This window comes from Halomonas koreensis (assembly GCF_031451675.1).
GTDB classification, from domain to species: Bacteria; Pseudomonadota; Gammaproteobacteria; order Pseudomonadales; family Halomonadaceae; genus Halomonas; species Halomonas koreensis.
This window is the reverse complement of record NZ_JARWAK010000003.1, coordinates 74,994-93,486: the sequence shown is the minus strand read 5'-3', so window position 1 is coordinate 93,486 and position 18,493 is coordinate 74,994. Positions and strand designations below refer to the sequence as shown.

At 71.3% G+C, this 18,493-nt stretch carries 17 protein-coding genes, 5 tRNA genes and 1 pseudogene; 10 read left to right on the top strand and 13 right to left on the bottom strand.

Features of this window, described 5'->3' with window-relative positions; translation table 11 throughout:
- Position 1 precedes the first annotated feature (1 nt).
- The 3 genes and pseudogenes from lapB to QC818_RS04750 all read right to left on the bottom strand — a co-directional run.
- Positions 2-1,186 carry a lipopolysaccharide assembly protein LapB gene (lapB, locus tag QC818_RS04760; RefSeq protein ID WP_309651698.1) on the bottom strand — a complete coding sequence of 395 codons (1,185 nt, stop codon included), beginning with the start codon at positions 1,184-1,186 and terminating at the stop codon, positions 2-4.
- Between the two features lie 2 nt (positions 1,187-1,188).
- Positions 1,189-1,494, bottom strand: a complete 306-nt coding sequence (locus tag QC818_RS04755) for a LapA family protein (RefSeq protein ID WP_309651697.1) — start codon at positions 1,492-1,494, stop codon at positions 1,189-1,191.
- Positions 1,495-1,548: 54 nt separating this feature from the next.
- Positions 1,549-1,866, bottom strand: a pseudogene (locus tag QC818_RS04750) (integration host factor subunit beta); the annotation flags it as partial.
- Positions 1,867-2,035: 169 nt separating this feature from the next.
- On the opposite strand from QC818_RS04750, the gene QC818_RS04745 reads away from it, so the two are divergent.
- Both QC818_RS04745 and QC818_RS04740 read left to right on the top strand, forming a co-directional pair.
- Positions 2,036-2,329, top strand: a complete 294-nt coding sequence (locus QC818_RS04745; RefSeq protein WP_309651696.1) for an FAD assembly factor SdhE — start codon at positions 2,036-2,038, stop codon at positions 2,327-2,329.
- Positions 2,289-2,687, top strand: coding sequence for a hypothetical protein (locus QC818_RS04740; protein ID WP_309651695.1), 399 nt, complete (start codon positions 2,289-2,291; stop codon positions 2,685-2,687). The genes QC818_RS04745 and QC818_RS04740 overlap by 41 nt, the downstream gene beginning before the upstream one ends.
- A gap of 52 nt (positions 2,688-2,739) precedes the next feature.
- On the opposite strand, the gene nadB is transcribed toward QC818_RS04740, so the two are convergent.
- From nadB to uvrY, 8 genes are all read right to left on the bottom strand, one after another.
- Positions 2,740-4,320, bottom strand: a complete 1,581-nt coding sequence (gene nadB, locus QC818_RS04735; protein ID WP_309651694.1) for an L-aspartate oxidase — start codon at positions 4,318-4,320, stop codon at positions 2,740-2,742.
- The gene (locus QC818_RS04730; RefSeq protein WP_309651693.1) at positions 4,320-5,456 is read right to left on the bottom strand and encodes an FUSC family protein; all 1,137 of its coding nucleotides are present in this window, start codon (positions 5,454-5,456) and stop codon (positions 4,320-4,322) included. The genes nadB and QC818_RS04730 overlap by 1 nt, the downstream gene beginning before the upstream one ends.
- A 49-nt stretch (positions 5,457-5,505) precedes the next feature.
- Positions 5,506-5,592, bottom strand: a tRNA-Leu gene (locus QC818_RS04725).
- Positions 5,593-5,620: 28 nt separating this feature from the next.
- Positions 5,621-5,694, bottom strand: a tRNA-Cys gene (locus QC818_RS04720).
- 97 nt (positions 5,695-5,791) lie between these two features.
- Positions 5,792-5,866, bottom strand: a tRNA-Gly gene (locus tag QC818_RS04715).
- Between the two features lie 61 nt (positions 5,867-5,927).
- A complete protein-coding gene (gene pgsA, locus QC818_RS04710) occupies positions 5,928-6,476 on the bottom strand; it encodes a CDP-diacylglycerol--glycerol-3-phosphate 3-phosphatidyltransferase (RefSeq protein ID WP_309651692.1) in 549 nt (182 codons plus the stop codon).
- A 70-nt stretch (positions 6,477-6,546) separates the two neighbouring features.
- Positions 6,547-8,361: an excinuclease ABC subunit UvrC gene (gene uvrC / locus QC818_RS04705; protein WP_309651691.1), complete on the bottom strand. Its 1,815-nt coding sequence runs from the start codon at positions 8,359-8,361 to the stop codon at positions 6,547-6,549.
- A 56-nt stretch (positions 8,362-8,417) separates the two neighbouring features.
- Entirely contained in the window at positions 8,418-9,065 is a 648-nt protein-coding gene (gene uvrY / locus QC818_RS04700; RefSeq protein ID WP_309651690.1) for a UvrY/SirA/GacA family response regulator transcription factor, read from the bottom strand.
- A 222-nt stretch (positions 9,066-9,287) separates the two neighbouring features.
- Between uvrY and QC818_RS04695 the strand changes: the two genes are divergently transcribed.
- Both QC818_RS04695 and QC818_RS04690 read left to right on the top strand, forming a co-directional pair.
- Positions 9,288-9,363: transfer RNA gene (locus QC818_RS04695), tRNA-Ala, on the top strand.
- 165 nt (positions 9,364-9,528) lie between these two features.
- Positions 9,529-9,604: transfer RNA gene (locus tag QC818_RS04690), tRNA-Ala, on the top strand.
- Positions 9,605-9,664: 60 nt separating this feature from the next.
- On the opposite strand, the gene QC818_RS04685 is transcribed toward QC818_RS04690, so the two are convergent.
- Positions 9,665-10,351, bottom strand: a complete 687-nt coding sequence (locus tag QC818_RS04685) for a type 1 glutamine amidotransferase domain-containing protein (RefSeq protein WP_309651689.1) — start codon at positions 10,349-10,351, stop codon at positions 9,665-9,667.
- Between the two features lie 124 nt (positions 10,352-10,475).
- Between QC818_RS04685 and QC818_RS04680 the strand changes: the two genes are divergently transcribed.
- From QC818_RS04680 to acuI, 4 genes are all read left to right on the top strand, one after another.
- Positions 10,476-11,384, top strand: coding sequence for a LysR family transcriptional regulator (locus QC818_RS04680; RefSeq protein WP_309651688.1), 909 nt, complete (start codon positions 10,476-10,478; stop codon positions 11,382-11,384).
- A 38-nt stretch (positions 11,385-11,422) separates the two neighbouring features.
- Entirely contained in the window at positions 11,423-12,550 is a 1,128-nt protein-coding gene (locus QC818_RS04675; protein WP_309651687.1) for an alkene reductase, read from the top strand.
- An 89-nt stretch (positions 12,551-12,639) separates the two neighbouring features.
- Positions 12,640-13,275, top strand: a complete 636-nt coding sequence (acuR, locus tag QC818_RS04670; RefSeq protein ID WP_309651686.1) for an acrylate utilization transcriptional regulator AcuR — start codon at positions 12,640-12,642, stop codon at positions 13,273-13,275.
- A gap of 55 nt (positions 13,276-13,330) precedes the next feature.
- Positions 13,331-14,314, top strand: a complete 984-nt coding sequence (gene acuI, locus QC818_RS04665; RefSeq protein WP_309651685.1) for an acrylyl-CoA reductase (NADPH) — start codon at positions 13,331-13,333, stop codon at positions 14,312-14,314.
- A gap of 25 nt (positions 14,315-14,339) precedes the next feature.
- On the opposite strand, the gene QC818_RS04660 is transcribed toward acuI, so the two are convergent.
- A complete protein-coding gene (locus QC818_RS04660; RefSeq protein WP_309651684.1) occupies positions 14,340-15,098 on the bottom strand; it encodes a sporulation protein in 759 nt (252 codons plus the stop codon).
- Positions 15,099-15,270: 172 nt separating this feature from the next.
- Between QC818_RS04660 and QC818_RS04655 the strand changes: the two genes are divergently transcribed.
- Entirely contained in the window at positions 15,271-17,703 is a 2,433-nt protein-coding gene (locus tag QC818_RS04655; RefSeq protein WP_309651683.1) for a PAS domain-containing protein, read from the top strand.
- A 49-nt stretch (positions 17,704-17,752) separates the two neighbouring features.
- Positions 17,753-18,430 carry a helix-turn-helix transcriptional regulator gene (locus tag QC818_RS04650; RefSeq protein WP_309651682.1) on the top strand — a complete coding sequence of 226 codons (678 nt, stop codon included), beginning with the start codon at positions 17,753-17,755 and terminating at the stop codon, positions 18,428-18,430.
- The last annotated feature ends 63 nt before the right edge of the window (positions 18,431-18,493 follow it).

The window sequence follows — 18,493 nt, the reverse complement described above, 5'->3', positions numbered from 1 at the left end:
GTTACTCGCCCTCGATGCCGGTGATCGGCTTGGTGGTCCCCCAGCTGCGGCAGCGCGGGCACTGCCAGTGCAGCTGCTCCCCGCTGAAGCCGCAGCGTCGGCAGCGGTGGCGGGGTGCCGCCTCGAGCAGCGAGCCGGTGTGGTGCTGGAGCAGCGTCAGGCGCCGGTCCTCGCCGTCGCCTTCCTGCTGCCGATAGAGGCCCATCAGGTAGTCCAGCCCGCCGAGGCTGGGCGTGCGCTCGAGCTGGCGGGTCAGCAGGGCCGTGGCGGCCTCGGTGTCGCCGCGGTGGCGTCGCAGGGCCTCGGCCAGGCGGATGATGACGCTGGTATAGGGCGCGTGCTCCAGCAGGGTCTCGAGGTGGCGGATCAGCCCGTCCTCGTCGTCCAGCAGGCGGTAGGCGCGCTCCAGCGGGGCCAGCAGGGTGGGGACGAAGGCCTTGTCCTGCTCCGGGATGCGCTGCAGCAGGCGGATCGCCTGGCGGTACTGGCCGGTATCCAGGGCCATCTCGGCCAGCAGCAGGTTGGCGCGCACGCAACGCGCGTCGGTGGCCAGCGCCTGCTTCAGGTGGCGGCGGGCCAGCACCGGGCTGGCCGAGTGCCGCTCCGCCTCGGCCAGCTCGCAGAGCCAGTGGGCGGCGGCGCGCCGGCGGTCGTCGCTGTGCCGCACCAGGTGCGGCTGGGCGACGTCCAGCGCCTGCTGCCACTCCCCCTCGCGCTCCAGCAGGTCGGCCAGCAGGCAGCGCGCCGCGTGGCGGTGCTCGTCGCCGGCGGTGTCCTTGATCAGGCCGCGGAGCAGGCGCTCGGCGCGGTCCAGCAGGCCGAGCTGCAGGAAGTCCCGGGACAGCTCGAGCTGAACCCGGTCGCCCTGGTCGCCGGTCAGGGTGGGGCGGGCCAGCAGGTTCTGGTGGATCTTGACCGCGCGATCGGCCTCGCCCCGGGACCGGAAGAGGTTGCCCAGGGCGATGTGGGTCTCGATGGTGTCGCTGTTGACCTCCAGGGCGCCGATGAAGGTCTCGATGGCGCGATCCTGCTGGTCGTTGAGCAGATAGTTGAGGCCCACGAAGTAGTCGCGGGCCAGGTTCGGGGAGCCGGGAGCGGCGCCGGCCTTCCGCCGTTCGCGGCGGCCCAGCCACCAGCCGATGGCGACCGCTGCCAACAGCAGCGCCAGCAGCAGGAGATCGCGCATCGTCAGGGCAGTTCCTTCATCTCCTGAACGCGGAGCTTGTCCAGCTCCTTGCGCTGTTGCTGGTTATGGCGCTGGGCCCGGGTCAGCAGGGTCCGCAGGCGCAGATAGACGCCGCTCATCGCCAGCATGCCGAGCAGCACCCCCACCGCCAGGCTGGCCAGCAGCCAGACGGAGAGCGAGGCCGGCGGCAGCTCGATCCAGATCAGGTTGAGGGGCAGGGCCTGCTGGTTGTTGACGGCGAAAAGGATGCCGACCAGCAGCACCACCAGCAGGATGACGGCCAGGATCAGGCCTTTGAGCCAACGCATGTGCGAGTTCCCGTGTCGTGTGGGTGGGAAGAAGGCGGGCCGCTGCCGGCCCGATCAGTATCCGAGGGCGCGGCTGGCGTCCACCTGTTCGCGCAGCTCCTTGCCGGGCTTGAAGTGTGGCACGAACTTGCCGTCCAGCGCGACCGGCTCGCCGGTCTTGGGATTGCGGCCGATGCGCGGCTCGCGATAGTGCAGCGAGAAGCTGCCGAAGCCGCGGATCTCCACGCGCCCGCCGTCGGCGAGGGTGTCGGTGATGTCGTCGAGGATCAGGCGCACGGCGGCTTCCACTTCCTTGACGGACAGTTCGGGCTGCCGCATGGCAATCTGTTCGATCAATTCGGACTTGGTCATCGGGTCTCTCCGTGCTGTCCTGGCCCGGCGCGCGGAAGGTGCAGGGCGATCGTATCTTCAAAGCATACTGTGCAACTTTCGATAAAACAACGCACTACGACCTTCGCGCCAGAGTCGGCCGACGGGCTGCCGGGGGGAGCGGGGCTCGGGTATACTGGTCGGCACATCCATCCGAACGACGAGGCCGACCTTGAACGATGACGCGTCCGCGGCCGCTGCCCAGCGCAAGCGCCTCTACTGGCATTCCCGCCGTGGCATGTGGGAGCTCGACCTGCTGCTGATTCCCTTCCTCGAGCAGCGCTACGACGGGCTCGAGGCGCGGGATCAGGCCGCCTTTCGCGCCCTGATCGGCGAGGAGGACCAGGATCTCTTCGCCTGGCTGATGCGCCGCGAGTGGCCCGAGGAGCCCGAGCGACGGCGCATCGTCCAGATGATCGTCGAACATGCCGAGAACACCGACAACGATCACTATCGTTCCCTCTAGGCTGTCGCTGCTCGCCCACGCGAGCGCGGCCCTGGCGGTGATCGCCTGGCTGGGCGTCCATCAGCCGGGGTGGTTCACCGCCGTGGCGGCCGCGGTCCTGGGGGGCGTGCTGGTCCGGGTCGCGCGTCGGCGCCCCGCCGGCCTCCTGCGGCTGACGCCGCGGGCGAGGGCCGGCCCCCTCTGGGCCTGGCGGGATGCCCGGGGCGGGGGCTGGCAGGAAACGCCGCTGCGCTGCGACTACCTGGGGCCCTGGCTGATCGGCCTGCGGTTGGGGGCGCGGCGGCTCTGGCTGTGGCCCGACAGCGGCGATCCCGAGGCTCTCCGACGGCTCCGCCAGGCCCTGGTGACCGGGGCCTGAGCCGCGTCCTTCAGGTCATCCCCTGACGCCGCCGGGCGTGTGCCCGGCGGCGTCAGTCGTCGTCGAGGTCGGCGAGGCGGATGCGCGAGGGGCGGGGATCGGGGTCGCCGTGGACCGGGCAGTCGGGGTTGAAGTGCAGGCCACGCGACTCGCGCCGGGCCCGGGCGCAGGCCACGGTCAGCCGGGCCAGCCGCAGGGCGTGCCACAGGCTCGCCAGCGCGGCGTCGGGGGCGGCCGCGTCGAGGCGCGGGGCCAGGCGCTCGGCGAGCTCGGCCAGGCGGCGCGCCGCGGTCGCCAGGCCGGCGTCGTGACGCACGATCCCCACCCGGGCGCTCATCTCCTCTCGCAGGGCCTTGCGAATCTCGGCGATCTCTTCCCGGGGGATCGGCGTGCGGCCCGGCTGCCAGGGCGTCAGCGGGGCGCGGGACGCCGGCCGGGGGTGGCGCAGGCGGCGCCCGCAGCTGCGGGCGAAGGCCAGGCACTCCAGCAGCGAGTTGCTGGCCATGCGGTTGGCGCCGTGCAGTCCGGTGCCGGCCACCTCGCCGATGGCGTAGAGGCGGGGCACGGTGGTGGCGCCCTCCAGGTCGGTGGCGACCCCGCCGCAGCTGTAGTGGGCGGCGGGGACCACCGGGATGGGCGCGGCGGCGATGTCCAGCCCCCGTGCCAGGCAGTGGGCATGGATGGTCGGGAAGTGGTGGCGAATCCTCGCCTCGCCGAGGTGGCGCACGTCGAGCCACACGTGGTCGCCGCCGCCGCGCTGCATCTCGGCGTCGATGGCACGGGCCACCACGTCCCGCGGCGCCAGCTCGGCCCGGGGATCCACCTCGGGCATGAAGCGTCGCCCCTCGAGGTCGAGCAGCCGGCCGCCCTCGCCGCGCACCGCCTCGCTGATCAGGAAGGGCGGGCCCTCCGGGTCGTACAGGCAGGTGGGGTGGAACTGCTGGAATTCCAGGTTCATCAGTTCGGCGCCCAGCTCGGCCGCCATCAGCATGCCCTCGCCGCAGGCCGGGTCCGGGCTGGTGGTGTGGCGGAACAGGCCGCTGGCGCCGCCGGTGGCGAGCACGGTGTCCGCGGCCAGCAGCTCTACCACGCGGCCGTGCTCGTCGAGGCAGCGGGCCCCGCGGCACTGGCCGGCGGTGTCGGCGATCAGGCCGATGGCGGTCAGGTCGTGGCGCAGGCGGATGGCCGGGTGGTCCGCCACATGACGGCGCAGGGTCTCCACCACGGCGCGGCCGGTGGCGTCGTCGGCATGGATGATGCGCCGCGCCCCGTGGCCGCCCTCGCGGGTCAGGTGATAGGGGTAGCCGGCCGCGGGATCGGGATCCGGGGTGAAGGGCACGCCCAGCGACAGCAGCCAGGCGATGGCCGCCGGTCCCTGCTCCACGGTGAAGCGCACCGCCGCCTCGTCGCACAGGCCGTCCCCGGCCACCAGGGTGTCGGCCACATGGGCCTCGATGTCGTCGTCCGGCGAGAGCACGGCGGCGATGCCGCCCTGGGCCCAGCGGCTGGCGCCCTGGCCGTCCCGCTCGGGCTGGAGCAGGGTCACCGGGCGTCGCTCGGCGACTTCCAGCGCCAGCACCAGGCCGGCGACGCCGCCGCCGATGATCAGCACCTCGTGCTCGATGTCGCGCATCAGGGGTGTCCTCTTCGATGGGGAGGGGCCGGGTTCCGGTCGTCCACCAGGCCGTTGCGGCTGGCGCCGCGTCGCAGCCGCCGGCTGGGCAGGCGCTCCAGGCCGCCCAGGCGCTCGATCAGCTCGCCGGTCAGGCGGGCGAGCTCGCGATTGAGCCACAGGTAGCCGCTGGGGCTGAACAGTCGCCGCCCGTCCTCGGCGTAGGCGTCGCCCGCCAGGGCGGCGTGGCGCTGCAGGTCGAAGGGGGCAAGCTCGACGTCGACGGGCTGCCCGGTGCGCACCTGGAAGGCCAGGGTGCCGATGCCGCGGGCCAGGGTATGCTGCTGGTCGCGCAGGCCGTGCATGGCGTCGATGCGCTCGTGGCCGGCGCGGGTGTTCCAGTGGGTCTCCAGCAGCAGCTCGATGGTCGAGAACATGCGCCGCTGCAGCGAGATGAGGTCGTCCTGCTCGGCGCGGGTCAGGCGGTGCTCGCGGTGGATGGCATCGACCAGGCCGCGCTGCTTGACCAGCAGCTTGCTGCACGCCTTGAGCAGTTCCCGGGTATCCACGTCCAGGCCGGCGCCGGCGGAGGTGTGGGCGTGATAGAGGCGGGCCATGTGGTCCAGGTTGTCGGCCATGGCGAAACGCAGCAGGTCGGTAGCCTTGTGGGGCAGCACCAGGACGGTCACGGCGATGCCGATCAGGGTGCCCAGCAGGACGTCGAGGCTGCGCCACAGGGCGACGCCGAGCTCCTGGGTGCCGTCGCCGACCACCAGCAGCAGGCTGATGGCGAACATCAGGCCGCCATAGCCGTAGCGCTTGCCGAAGGTGATCCAGGTGGCCAGGGCGATGCCGGCCAGGGCGCCGAGAGGCAGCAGCCAGTGCCCGGCGACCGGCATGGCGATCAGCGCCAGGCCCCAGGCGGCGCCGAGCAGGGTGCCCAGCAGGCGCTGGCGGCCCTTGTCGAGCACGCCGCCGATATGGGGGAGGTTGCCCATGACCATCACGGTGCTGACCAGCGCCCAGCCGCGGTGCGGGATGGCGAAGGCCTCGGTGATGGCGTAGGTGATGCCCAGCGCGAGGGCGACCCGCAGCACGTGCAGCAGGCGTCGATGGCGATGGGTGAAGTAGGGGTCGCGCAGTGGCGCCAGCGTCATGGGGGCGGTCCCCTTTGGCAAGTCGGGCGCTGGTCGGATCAGGGGGTCATGGTGCCCGGAGCCGGGCTCGAACCGGCACGGTGTTGCCACCGAGGGATTTTAAGTCCCTTGCGTCTACCAATTTCGCCATCCGGGCGGGGTTCGAGCGGGCAGCAAAAGGAAAGTGGAGGCTGGAGTCGGAATCGAACCGGCGTACACGGAGTTGCAGTCCGCTGCATAACCACTCTGCCATCCAGCCTCATGAGTCAAGCCATTCGTATGTTGAATGGAGCGGGGATTCGAAATCCTCGCATTGACTCTGTCTTGAGTCAGTTCCAGCGCTCCCGAGGGAAGGTTGGAGCGGGAAACGAGATTCGAACTCGCGACCCTCGCCTTGGCAAGGCGATGCTCTACCACTGAGCTATTCCCGCCTGACTCGAGGACGTATTATACGGATAAGTCGGTGACTGTCAAACGCTTTTCGCGCCCCTTTCACATCGAGTCGCTGAGGTGCGGCCAGGCGGCGCGCAGGTACTGGATCATCGACCACAGGGTCAGCAGCGAGGCCGCGTAGAGGGTGGCCACCCCCAGCGCCGCGACCTGGGTGCCCGGGGCGAAGGCCAGCAGCAGCAGCAGGGCCACCATCTGCAGGGTGGTCTTGACCTTGCCGATCCAGGACACGGCGACCTTGCCGCGCTTGCCCATCTCGGCCATCCACTCGCGCAGCGCCGAGATGACGATCTCGCGGCCGATGATCACCAGCGCCGGCAGGGTCAGCCAGGCCGCATCATAGCGCTCGATCAGCAGCGCCAGGGCCACCGCCACCATCAGCTTGTCGGCCACCGGGTCCAGGAAGGCGCCGAAGGGCGTCGACTGGTCCCAGCGCCGGGCCAGGTAGCCGTCCAGCCAGTCCGTCACCGAGGCCAGGGCGAACAGCGCCGCGGCCAGGGGCATGCTCCACGAGAAGGGCAGGTAGAACAGCACCACCAGCAGCGGGATGAAGACGATTCGGGCCAGGGTCAGGAGGTTGGGGATATTCATCGATGCTGCGGTCCTTGCCTGAGGTGGGGGGATGCCGAGTATCGCGCCATTCTATCCGCCTCGGCGACGCTCATCCATTCAGGGCGCGATGAATCGTCTCCGCCAGGGCGTGGCTGATGCCCGGCACGCGGGCCAGTTCCTCGCGGCTGGCCTGCTTCACGCCCTGCAGGCCGCCGAAGAAGCGCAGTAGTTCGCGCCGCCGTCGCGGACCGACCCCGGGGATGTCCTGCAGGGTGGAGGTCCGGCGGGTCTTGTCGCGGCGGGTGCGGTGGCCGGTGATGGCGAAGCGGTGGGATTCGTCGCGGATGTGCTGCAGCAGGTGCAGGGCCGGGGAGGTGCCGTCGAGGTCGAGGGTGCGATCGGTGGTCTCCAGGTAGAGGATCTCCAGGCCGGCCTTGCGGGTGCTGCCCTTGGCCACGCCGAGCAGCCTCACGCCGGTCACCCCGAGCTCGTCGAACACCTCTCGAGCCATGTTGAGCTGGCCCTTGCCGCCGTCGACCACCAGGATGTCGGGACGCTCGCCCTCGCCGTCGGCGAGCCGCCGGAAGCGCCGGGTCAGGGCCTGGCGCATGGCCGCGTAGTCGTCGCCGGGCTCGATGCCGTCGATGTTGAAGCGCCGGTAGTCCGACTTGCGGGGGCCGTCGGCGTCGAAGACCACGCAGGAGGCGACGGTGGCCTCGCCCTGGCTGTGGCTGATATCGAAGCACTCCAGGCGCCGGGGCGGGGCGTCCAGGTCCAGCGCCTCGCGCAGGGCCTCGAAGCGTCGGGCCAGCTGGGTCTGGCTGGTCAGCTGGCCGGCCAGTTGCTGCTCGGCGTTGGTGCGGGCGAGCTCGCGCCACTGGGCGCGGTGGCCGCGTACCTGGTCGGTGACCCGGATGCGCCGGCCGGCGCGCTCGCCCAGGGCGCTGGCCAGCAGCTCGGCGTCGGGCAGCGGGTGGCTGGTGATCACCTCGGCGGGGATCTCGCGGGCCTGTCCCAGGTAGTACTGGCTGACGAAGTCGCCGAGCAGGCGCTCGGCGGTCAGGTCCAGATCGTTGGTCGGCGCATGGTGGCGCGCTCCCAGCAGCCGGCCCTGGCGGACCGCCAGCACCGAGATGCACAGCGCCCCCGGGCGCGAGGCCAGGGCGAAGACGTCGGCGTCGCCGCCGTCGGTATCGACGACCTGGCGCTGCTGCAGCTGGCGCAGCTGCTGGATCTGGTCGCGCAGCCGGGCGGCCTCCTCGAACTCGAGGGCCTGGCTCGCCGCCTCCATGTCGCGGGTCAGCTCGCGGGTCACCGCCTCGCTCCTGCCTTCCAGGCACTGGATGGCGTGCTCGAGGTCGCGGCGGTAGTCGGCCTCGTCGATGTAGCCCACGCAGGGCGCGCTGCAGCGGCCGATCTGGTACTGCAGGCAGGGGCGCGTGCGGTGGGCGAAGACGCTGTCCTCGCAGTTGCGGATGCGGAAGATCTTCTGCATCAGCGACAGGCTCTCGCGCACCGCGCCGCTGCTGGGGTAGGGGCCCAGGTAGCGGCCGTCGTCGTGGCGAGTGCGCGCGCGCTTGTACTCCAGGGCCGGGAAGGGATGGCGGTCGGTGACGAAGACGAAGGGGTAGGACTTGTCGTCGCGCAGCAGGATATTGTAGGGCGGCCGCTGTTCCTTGATCAGCGTCTGCTCGAGCAGCAGCGCCTCGGTCTCGCTGCGGGTGACCGTGACCTGGATGTCGGCGATGCGCGCGACCAGCGCCTGGGTCTTGGTGTTCAGGGCGCCGCGGAAGTAGCTGGCCAGCCGCGCCTTGAGTCGCCGGGCCTTGCCCACGTAGAGGGTCTCGCCCTGGTCGTCGAGCATGCGGTAGACGCCGGGGGCTTCGGTGACGGTGGCGAGGAACTGGCGGGAATCGAAACTCATCGGGCGGCGGTCACGGGAATCATGGCGTCATGGTACCAGACTCGCCGCCGGCGGCGTCACTCGACCTCGCTGAAGCCGTCCACCAGGCCGTGCCGCAGGCCCAGGTGGGTCAGCTCGACGTCGGAATGCACGCCCAGCTTCTCGAAGATGCGATAGCGGTAGGTGTTGACCGTCTTGGGGCTCAGGAACATGCGATCGGCGATGTCGGCCACCTTCTGGCAGTTGACGATCATCATCGCCACCTGCAGCTCGCGCTGGGAGAGCTGGTCGAAGGGGTTGTCGCTGGCGTCGATCCGCGAGAGCACCAGACGCTGGGCGATCTCCGGGCTGATATAGCGCTGCCCGGCGAAGACGCTGCGCACCGCGGTGACCATCTCGTCGTGCTGCGAGCCCTTGCTGATGAAGCCGTCGGCGCCGGCGTCGAGCAGGCGCTGGGCGAAGGTCTCCTCGAGGAAGGCGGTCAGCACCAGGATGCGGATGTCGCTGGTGAAGCGGTGGATCTTGCGGGTGGCTTCCAGGCCGCCGATGCCGGGCATGCGGATGTCCATCAGCACGATGTCCGGCTTGAGGTCGCGAGCCTGCTGGATGGCCTCCTCGCCATCCGCGGCCTCGCCGACGATGGTGATGTCCGCCTCGGCATCGAGCAGGTGGGCGATGCTGGTCCTTACCAGGTGGTGGTCGTCGGCAACGAGAACCCTGATCAAGGCAGTGGCTCCTGATAGATGTTGAATGACGTCGGCTGTCGGTGGCGATGCCGATCTCCGGCGTCGCGCTCCGTGCATTAGCCTCTAGCGTGGCACAACATCGCCTTAAGGGGAATTGGCTTCGGCGGAGAGGGGCCCGCGGCGGGCCAGGGGTTGACGGCCGCCGCTCGCTTCCCTATGATACGCCCCGTTCTCGCAAGGCATGATCGCGAGCGACAGCGTGGGGCCTTAGCTCAGCTGGGAGAGCGCAACACTGGCAGTGTTGAGGTCAGCGGTTCGATCCCGCTAGGCTCCACCAGCCGAATATCGAGAAGAAGCCGCCGGGTGTCCGCATCCGGCGGCTTCTTCGCGTTTCGAGGCTCGTTTTCCCCGTGCCGGCGCCGATCCCGGCAGGGGTTGACGTCGCCGCCGAGCCGGCGTATGATTTGCCTCGTTCTCGCGGAGACATCCCGAGCAACGACGTGGGGCCTTAGCTCAGCTGGGAGAGCGCAACACTGGCAGTGTTGAGGTCAGCGGTTCGATCCCGCTAGGCTCCACCAACCGAATATCGAGAAGCCGCCCGATGCCCCGCATCGGGCGGCTTTTTTTTGCGTGGGCGATCAGCTGCCCAGGGCCTCGAGCAGGCAGCGGGCGACCGGCTCGGAGGAGGGCGGGTTCTGGCCGGTGATCAGGCGTCCGTCCCGGCGCACGTAGGGGGCGAAGTCCTCGGCCTTGGAATAGCGGGCGCCTTGCTCGATCAGGGCGTCCTCGACCCGCTGCGGCACGATGTCGGTCAGCCCCACGGCGGCCTCCTCGCCGTTGGTGAAGCCGGTGACCTCGCGGCCCGCGACCAGCGGCGCGCCGTCCTGGTCCCGGGCATGGAGCAGCACGATGGGCGCGTGACAGACCGCCGATACCGGCTTGCCCTGTGCCCAGAAGGCCTCGATCAGCTGGATCGAGTCGGGGTCGTCGACCAGGTCCCAGAGCGGGCCGTGGCCCCCGGGATAGAAGACGGCATCGAAGTCCTCGGCTCGCACCTCGGCCAGGCGACGGGTGTCGGCCAGCTGGGCCCGGGCCTCGGCATCCTGTCGAAAGCGGCGGGTGGCCTCGGTCTGGCTCTCCTCGGCGTCGCTCTTGGGGTCCAGCGGCGGCTGGCCGCCCGCGGGGGAGGCGAGGGTGAGCTCGCAGCCGGCATCCCGGAAGGCGTAGTAGGGCGCGGCCAGCTCCTCCAGCCAGAAACCGGTCTTCTCCCCGGTGTCGCCGAGGCGGTCATGGGAGGTCAAGACGATCAGGATATGTTGGCTCACGATGGCGAGTCTCCGAGTGGGGCGGGGCCGGCATCGGCCGGCTTCCCGCCGGAATGTGGCCTCCAGCCTAGGTCAGGCGTTACTATTCGGGAATTGGTGTTTTTCGATACCAGGTATTCGCCGAATGAATCTCGCCGGCAAGGATCTCAACCTGCTGTGGCTGTTCCATGTGCTCTACCAGGAGCGCAGCGTGTCCGCCGCCGCGGGGCGCCTGGCGCTCAGCCAGCCGGCGCTGAGCCATCGGCTCGCGCGGTTGCGGGACGCCTTCGGCGACACCCTCTTCGTGCGCGCGCCCCGGGGCCTGACGCCGACGCCGCGTGCCCACGAGCTGGCGCCCCATGTCCAGCGGCTGGTGGCCAGCCTCGAGGGCTTCTTCGAGCTGTGCGAGGGGGGCGACTTCCTGGCCCGGGAGGAGCGCGTCCACCTGTTCACCACGGACTACATGGAGCAGCTGCTGCTGCCGCGGCTGTTGCCGGTGATTCGCCGGGAGGCGCCGAACCTCCAGCTGGTGACCCACAACACCCGGGGGCGACTGCCGCGGGGCGAGCTCGAGACGGGGGCCTGCGACATCGCCATCGCCGGCTTCTTCGAGGACTTGCCGGCGACCTGCTACCAGCAGCGCGTCCATCGGGAGGGCTTTCGGGTGCTGTCGGTGCGTGACCACCCGCGCCTCGGCGAGGGCCTGGATCTCGAGGCCTATCTGGCCTGCGACCACCTGGTGACCACCCTGACCGGCGACCTGGACGGGCTCGTCGATCGCCACCTGCGGGAGCTCGGGCGCGATCGGTGCATCGTCGCCGGCCTGTCCAGCTTCACGGTGCCGCCGCGCCTGGTGGCCGAGAGCGACCTGCTGCTGACCTGCCTGGCCAGCGTCGCCGAGGAAGCGACGCGCCGCGATGCCCGGCTGGTGAGCCACCCCTGCCCGCTGCCCCTGGGCGAGGTGGGGGTGATCCAGGTCTGGCACCGGCGCACCCACGACGACCGGCTGAGGGCCTGGCTCAGGGGGCGCATCCAGGCCCTGCTCGAGGCCTGACCGCGGCCCCGGCCCCGTTTCTCGCAAGGAGACATCGCATGTCCATCGATACCCTGCTGACCCCGCTACGCCTCGGCGAGCTGACCCTGCCCAACCGCATCCTCATGGCGCCGCTGACGCGTGCCCGCACGCCGGACGGGGTGCCCGGCCCGCTGCAGCAGGCCTACTACGGCCAGCGGGCCGGCGCCGGCCTGATCATCAGCGAGGCCACCAACATCTCGCCGACGGCGCGCGGCTACGTCTACACGCCGGGCATCTGGACCGATGCCCAGGAGGCCGGCTGGCGGGGCGTGGCCCAGGCGGTGCATGCCCGGGGCGGGCGCCTGGCCCTGCAGCTGTGGCATGTCGGCCGCGTGTCCCACGAATGGGTGCAGCCGGATGGCCGGGCGCCGGTCGCCCCCAGCGCCCTGCGGGCCGAGGGCGCCGAGTGCTTCGTCGAATTCCCGGACGGCCGTGCCGGGCGCCATCCCACCAGCCCGCCCCGGGCCCTGGCGCGCGAGGAGCTGCCCGGGATCGTCGACGACTATCGCCGGGCCGCGCGGCGCGCCGACCGGTCGGGGGTCGACATGGTCGAGATCCATGCCGCCAACGGCTACCTGCTCAACCAGTTCCTGGCCACCGGCAGCAACCATCGCCGCGATCGCTACGGCGGCTCGCTGGAGAACCGCGCGCGCTTCCCGCTTGAGGTCGTCGACGCCGTGGCCGAGGTCATGGGGCCGGCGCGGGTCGGGGTGCGCCTGACGCCCTTCATCGAGATCTTCGGCCTGACCGACGACGAGCCCGAGGCCATGGCCCTCTACCTGGCGGAGCAGCTGTCGCGCCGCGGCATCGCCTACCTGCATCTCAACGAACCCGACTGGGCCGGCGGCGAGATCCACTTCACCGATGCCTTCCGCCGCGCCATGCGCGAGCGCTTCGGCGGCGCCCTGATCTTCTGCGGCCACTACGACGCCGAGCGAGCCGCGCGCCTGATCGAGGCGGCCATCGGCGACGCGGTGGCGATTGGGCGGCCCTATATCGCCAACCCGGACCTGGTGGAGCGGATCCGCGTCGGCGCGCCCTGGCAGGCCCCCGATCCCGCCACCTTCTACGGCGGCGGCGCCGAGGGCTACACCGATTACCCCTTCCTCGACAACGGCCACGACCGCCTCGTCGACGCCGGCTGAGGCCGCCACCCGGGCCCCGCCGCGGCGGAGGCCCGGCAAGCGTCGCGTTCATCGGCTTGATTTGTAGACAAGTGGTCTATATTCGAGCCATGACGCAATCGACGACAGCCAGGCCGCGCTGCGGCCGACCGCCCCGGGTGCCCCGGGACGATCCGGACACTCGCGCCGCGCTGATCCGCAGCGGCGTGGAGGTGCTTACCGAGCACGGCTTCACCGCGTCCGGCATCGACGGCATCCTCAAGCGGGTCGGCGTGCCCAAGGGCTCCTTCTATTACTACTTCGCCAGCAAGGAGGCCTTCGGCCAGGCGGTGATGGATCACTACGCCGCCTACTTCGCGGCCAAGCTCGACCGTCATCTGCTGGATGGCTCGCGCTCCCCGCTTGCCCGCCTGGAGGCCTTCGTCGCCGACGCCCGGGACGGGATGGCGCGTCACGATTTCCGGCGCGGCTGCCTGGTGGGTAACCTCGGCCAGGAGGTGGCCGGCCTGCCGGCGCGCTATCGGGCATCGCTGCTGGCGATCCTCGACGACTGGCAACAGCGGGTCGCGAGCTGCCTGGGCGAGGCCCAGGCCAGCGGCGAGCTGGCCGCCGACGCGGATTGCCAACGCCTCGCCGAGGCCTTCTGGATCGGCTGGGAAGGCGCGGTGATGCGGGCTCGGCTGGAAGGCGGGCCGGAACCCCTGGAGACCTTCCTGACGACCTACCTGGAGGGCCTGCCGCGCTAGGCGGCCTTCTTCCATGCCATTGAATAGACGATCGGTCTAAAAAGAGGAGCCGCCCATGTTCAAGGCCATCCTGATCGACAAGCCGGACGACACCCAGCGCGTGGCGCTGACCGAACTGGAGGAGGCCCGGTTGCCGGACGGCGACGTCACCGTGCGGGTCGACTGCAGCACCCTGAACTACAAGGATGCCCTGGCGATCACCGGCCGGGGGCCGGTGGTGCGCCAGTTCCCCATGGTGCCGGGCATCGACCTGGCGGGCATCGTCGAGCACAGCGCGAGCGATGCCTATGCGCCCGGCGACGCCGTGCTGCTCAACGGCTGGGGCGTCGGGGAGATGCACTGGGGCGGGCTGGCCGAGAAGGCCCGGCTGGACGCCCGCTGGCTGATCCCCCGGCCGTCGGCGTTCGGCGCCCGGCAATGCATGGCCATCGGCACCGCCGGCTACACCGCCATGCTCTCGGTGATGGCGCTGGAGCGACAGGGCGTCGCGCCCGAGCATGGCGAGGTGCTGGTGACCGGCGCCGGCGGCGGGGTAGGCGGCTACGCGATCGCCCTGCTGGCACGCCTGGGCTATTCGGTGGTGGCCTCCACCGGGCGCCCGGAAGAGGCGGACTACCTCGAGGGGCTCGGGGCCCGGGAGGTGATCGACCGCCGGACCCTGGCCGAGCCCGGGCGTCCGCTGGCCAAGGAGCGCTGGGCGGGGGCCATCGACTCGGTGGGCAGCCACACCCTGGCCAATGTGCTGGCCGCGACCCGCTACGGGGGCACGGTGGCGGCCTGCGGCCTGGCCCAGGGCATGGACCTGCCGGCCAGCGTCGCCCCCTTCATCCTGCGCGGCGTCACCCTGGCGGGCATCGACAGCGTGATGCGGCCCTATGCGGATCGGGTGGAGGCATGGCGCCGGCTCGGCGAATTGCTGGCGCCCGAGCAGCTGGACGCCATCACCCGGACGATCGGCCTCGACGAGGCCATCGACCAGGCCGAGGCGCTGTTGGCCGGGCGGGTCCGCGGGCGCCTGGTGGTGGACATGGCGCGCTGAGCGGCGGGACCGGACCGGCGACGAGTCAGCGCAGCACGGACTCGAGCCGGGCCTGCAGCGTCTCGGCGCCCTCGTCGCCGGCGAGCGAGATGCGGTAGAAGCGCTCGTCGGTGCCGGCCATCTCGGAGAGCAGCGAGCCGAGGCCGGTGGCCCGGGTGTCGCGCTGTACCAGCAGGTCGAGGCCGCCGCCGGCGGAGGGCAGGAAGGCGATTTCCGCCTCGTCGAGGTGGCCGAAGCGGCTGCCGGGAGAGGGCTTGAACTCGAACTCCTGCAGGCAGCCGGTGGCGGGGTTCTTCCGCGAGAGTTCGAGCGGTGCGCCGGTCATCACGAAGCCGAGCCGCTCCATGGCCTCGAAGGCGGCGCGATGGATCGGCCCGGGCAGGATGCGCAGCGGATCCTTGTCCCGGGGATCCAGGGCCATGGCGATATCGGCGCGGGTCGCCACCCAGGTCCTGGGATGCTGGCGACCCACCGACAACGGCGACAGCAGCGGCAGCGTCAGCTCGAAGGGGATCCGCCGCCGCTCGCCGGCGCCGATGCTCATGGCGCCGCTGATCTCGGTGGAGGCCCAGGCATGGCCGATTTTCACCTTCTTGTCGTCGACCTCCTTGATCGCCTCGCTGGCCAGGTCCAGCACCAGGGCGTCGAGCTCCTGGTCGACCTCGCCGCCCTGGATCAGCACCTCCCCCTTGAGGACGCCGCCGGCCTCGGCGCTGTCGTGCTCCAGCAGGGTATCCACCCGCGCGCTGCCGATGCCCACGGCGGCCATCAGTTTGTCGAACATCCGTCTCGTTCCTCGTGTGCGTGTTCCATGGCTGAGCCCCCGAGTATAGCCGGCGCGCCCCCTCGCGCCGCAAGGCAGGAAAAACATCGGGGCGTTGACCCCAGGGGGCGAAAAGCACGCTGCTTTTCCAGTAGCATAGGGGCATATACGCAGCCCCGCCGATGAACGCCGCATGTCCGATCCGACCGCCGCGCCACCGCCCGATGTCTTCCCCCAACTGGTCGAACAGATGGGGTTCGCCCTGTGGTCGGTGGATGCCCGGGACTTCCGGCTGGAATACCTTTCCCCCTCGGCCGAGGCCCTCTACGGCCGGCCGGTGGGCGACTTCTACGCCGACCCCGGGCTCTGGCTCGCGGTGGTCCATCCCGAGGACCAGGGAGCGGTGGCGAGGAGCCACGACACCCTGCTGCTGCTCGGCCAGGCCGAGCGCCGTTACCGGATCCTGCATGCCGACGGCCGGGTCGTCTGGCTGCAGGATTCGGCCCGGGTGGTGCGCGACCCGTCCGGACGGCCGCGGCGCCTGGCCGGCATCGTCAAGGACGTGACCGCCGAGGAGGAGGAGCGTCGCCGGCGCGGCGACGAGCTGGCGCTGTACCGGCGCGTGGTGCGCGGCTCGAGCGACGCGATCTTCCGGCTGGGCCGGGGGCGCGACGGCGTCTTCCGCTTCCTCGACATCAATCCGGCCTACCAGGCGGCGACCGGCCTGTCGCTGGCCGACATCCTGCAGCGCGCCCCCCACGAGGTGTTCGCCGCCGACCAAGCCGATGCCATGGTGAGGCATTGCGAGGCCTGCGCGGCCTCCGGCCAGGCGCGACAGTACGAGGAGCGACTGGCGCACGCCGCCGGCTGGTACGACTGGCAGGTGCTGCTGGTGCCGATCCGTGGCCGCGGCGGGCGCGTCGAGGAACTGGTGGGTGCGGGCCGGGACATTTCCGTCCTGCGCGATGCCGAGCGCCGGCTCCGGGCCTCCCGCGACCACCTCGACCGCCTGCTGCTGACCAGCCCGGTGGTGATCTTCACCAGCGAGGCCACCGAGACGCTGACGCCGACCTACATCAGCCCGGGCCTGCACCGGCTGCTGGGCTACCGGCGCGACGAGCTGATCGGCTCGGATCACTGGCGTCGCCGGCTGGTGCATCCCGACGACCGGGAGGTGGCCGATCGCCGCGTGAAGCGCATGCTGGCTCGGGGCGGCAGCGTGCAGCTGCGTTACCGGGTGCGCCACCAGGCGGGCCACTATCGCTGGGTGCAGAGCGAGATGCGCCTGCTGCACGACGACGAGGGACGGCCCCACCAGGTGGTGGGGGCGCTGCTCGACATCCACGAGGCTCACGAGGTGACCCGCCGCCAGGAGAAGCTCAGCGAGCAGCTGCCGGGGTTCGTCTACCAGTACCAGCTCGACCCCGGCGGCCACGGCTGGTTCCCCTACGCCAGCCGGCGCAGCCAGGAGATCTACGGCGCCTCCCCGGCGGCCCTGCGGGAAGGCGACGCCCCGGCCTTCGCGGCGATCCATCCGGAGGATCGCGAGCGGGTCGCGGCGTCCATCCAGGCCTCGGCGGAGACGCTCTCGCACTGGCATTGCGAGTACCGGGTTCGCCACCCCGACGGGCACGAGCTCTGGGTGTCCGGCCTGGCGAGCCCGGAGCGGCTGGCCGACGGCGCCATCCTCTGGCATGGCTTCATCGCCGACATCACCGCGCGCAAGGAGGTCCAGCTGGAGCTCGAGGCCAGCGAGCGGCGCTATCGGCGCATCACCGAGAACATCAGCGACCTGCTGTGCCTGCATGCCCCCACCCCCGAGGCCCACTATCGCTTCGTCAGCCCCTCGGTCACCCGTCTGCTGGGCTACGACCAGGCCACGCTGGTCGGCCGGTCGCCCTATGACTTCTTCCACCCCGAGGATGCCGCGCGGATCCGCGAGCAGTCCCATGAGCAGGCGCTGGAGGGCGAGCCGGAGGCCGGCATCGAGTACCGCTTTCGGCATCGCGACGGCCACTATGTCTGGCTGCATACGTCCACCATGCCGGTCGCCAGCCACGACGGCACCGTGATCGCCCTGCAGACCCTGTCCCGGGACATCACCGAGCGCCGTCGCGCCCAGGCGGAGCTCGAGCGGCTCTCCGCCACCGACGGCCTGACCGGCGCCCCCAACCGTCGCCACTTCCTGGAGCGCCTCGCCGCCGAGCTGCAGCGTCAGGCGCGGGGCGGCCGGGCGATGGCGCTGGTGATGTTCGATATCGACCACTTCAAGCGGGTCAACGATCGCTGGGGACATGCGGCCGGCGACGCCGTGCTCAAGACGCTGGTGGCCACCGGGCTGTCCCTGCTGCGGGGCCAGGACCTGCTGGGCCGGCTGGGCGGCGAGGAGTTCGCCGTCCTGCTGCCGGAGACCGACGCCGATGGCGCCGCGCGCTTCGCCGAGCGCCTGCGCAGCGCCACCGAGGCCCTGTGCATCGAGCATGGCGGGGCGAGCATCCGGGTCACCATCAGCCTGGGGCTGACCGTGGCCAGCGGCACGGACTCGCCGGAAAGCGCCCTGGAGCGCGCCGACTCGGCGCTGTATCTCGCCAAGCGCGGCGGGCGCAACCAGTGTCGGCGCGGCTGAGGCCGCCGGTCCCTGGCGGTCGCCGGCGCGAGCCGGCATCCTGTCGGACATGAGCCGATTGCCGATCAGCGTCGAGCGCAGCTATCCGAGCGACTGCCTGAGTGACACCCATGATCACCATCAGCTGCTGGTGGGGCTGGACGGGCGCGTCGACCTGGAGGTGGAGGGTCGCGGCGCCGCGGTGGTCCCCGGCGGGGTCTGCCTGATCCCCGCGGAGGCGAGGCACCATTACCTGGGCGTGGACGCCGGGAACCGCTGCCGGGTGATGGACCTGGCGGTGGGCGACGCACGCCTGGACGCGCTGTTCGCCGCCATTCGCTTTGTGCGGCTCCCGCCCGACATGGCGAGGGAGGCCGGCGACGCGGCCCTGCTGAACGCGCTGGCCGGGGCGCCGACCCTCGTCGGGCCGCGCCTCAATCTGGCGCGGCTGACCCGGCGGGTGCTGGCCGACCCGGCGGGCCCTTGGTGCCCGGCCCGCCTGGCCGAGGAGGCGTGCCTTTCCGAGCGGCAGCTGCGCCGCCGCCTGACGGCCCTGACCGGGCTGACGCCGGGGCAGTGGCTGCGCCGTCAGCGGCTGGCGCTGGCGGCGCGCCGGCTGGTCGAGACGCCGGCCCCGGTGACCGACATCGCCCTGGCCTGCGGCTTCGCCGACGGCCCCCAGTTCAGCCGCCACTTCCGCGATTGGCGGGGCGTGACGCCCCGGGCGTTTCGGCGGCGCCATCGCTGAGCGGCGGCCGGCGAGCCCGTGGCGTCGCGCCGGCGCGAGGCGTACACTCACTGGCCCCGCCCT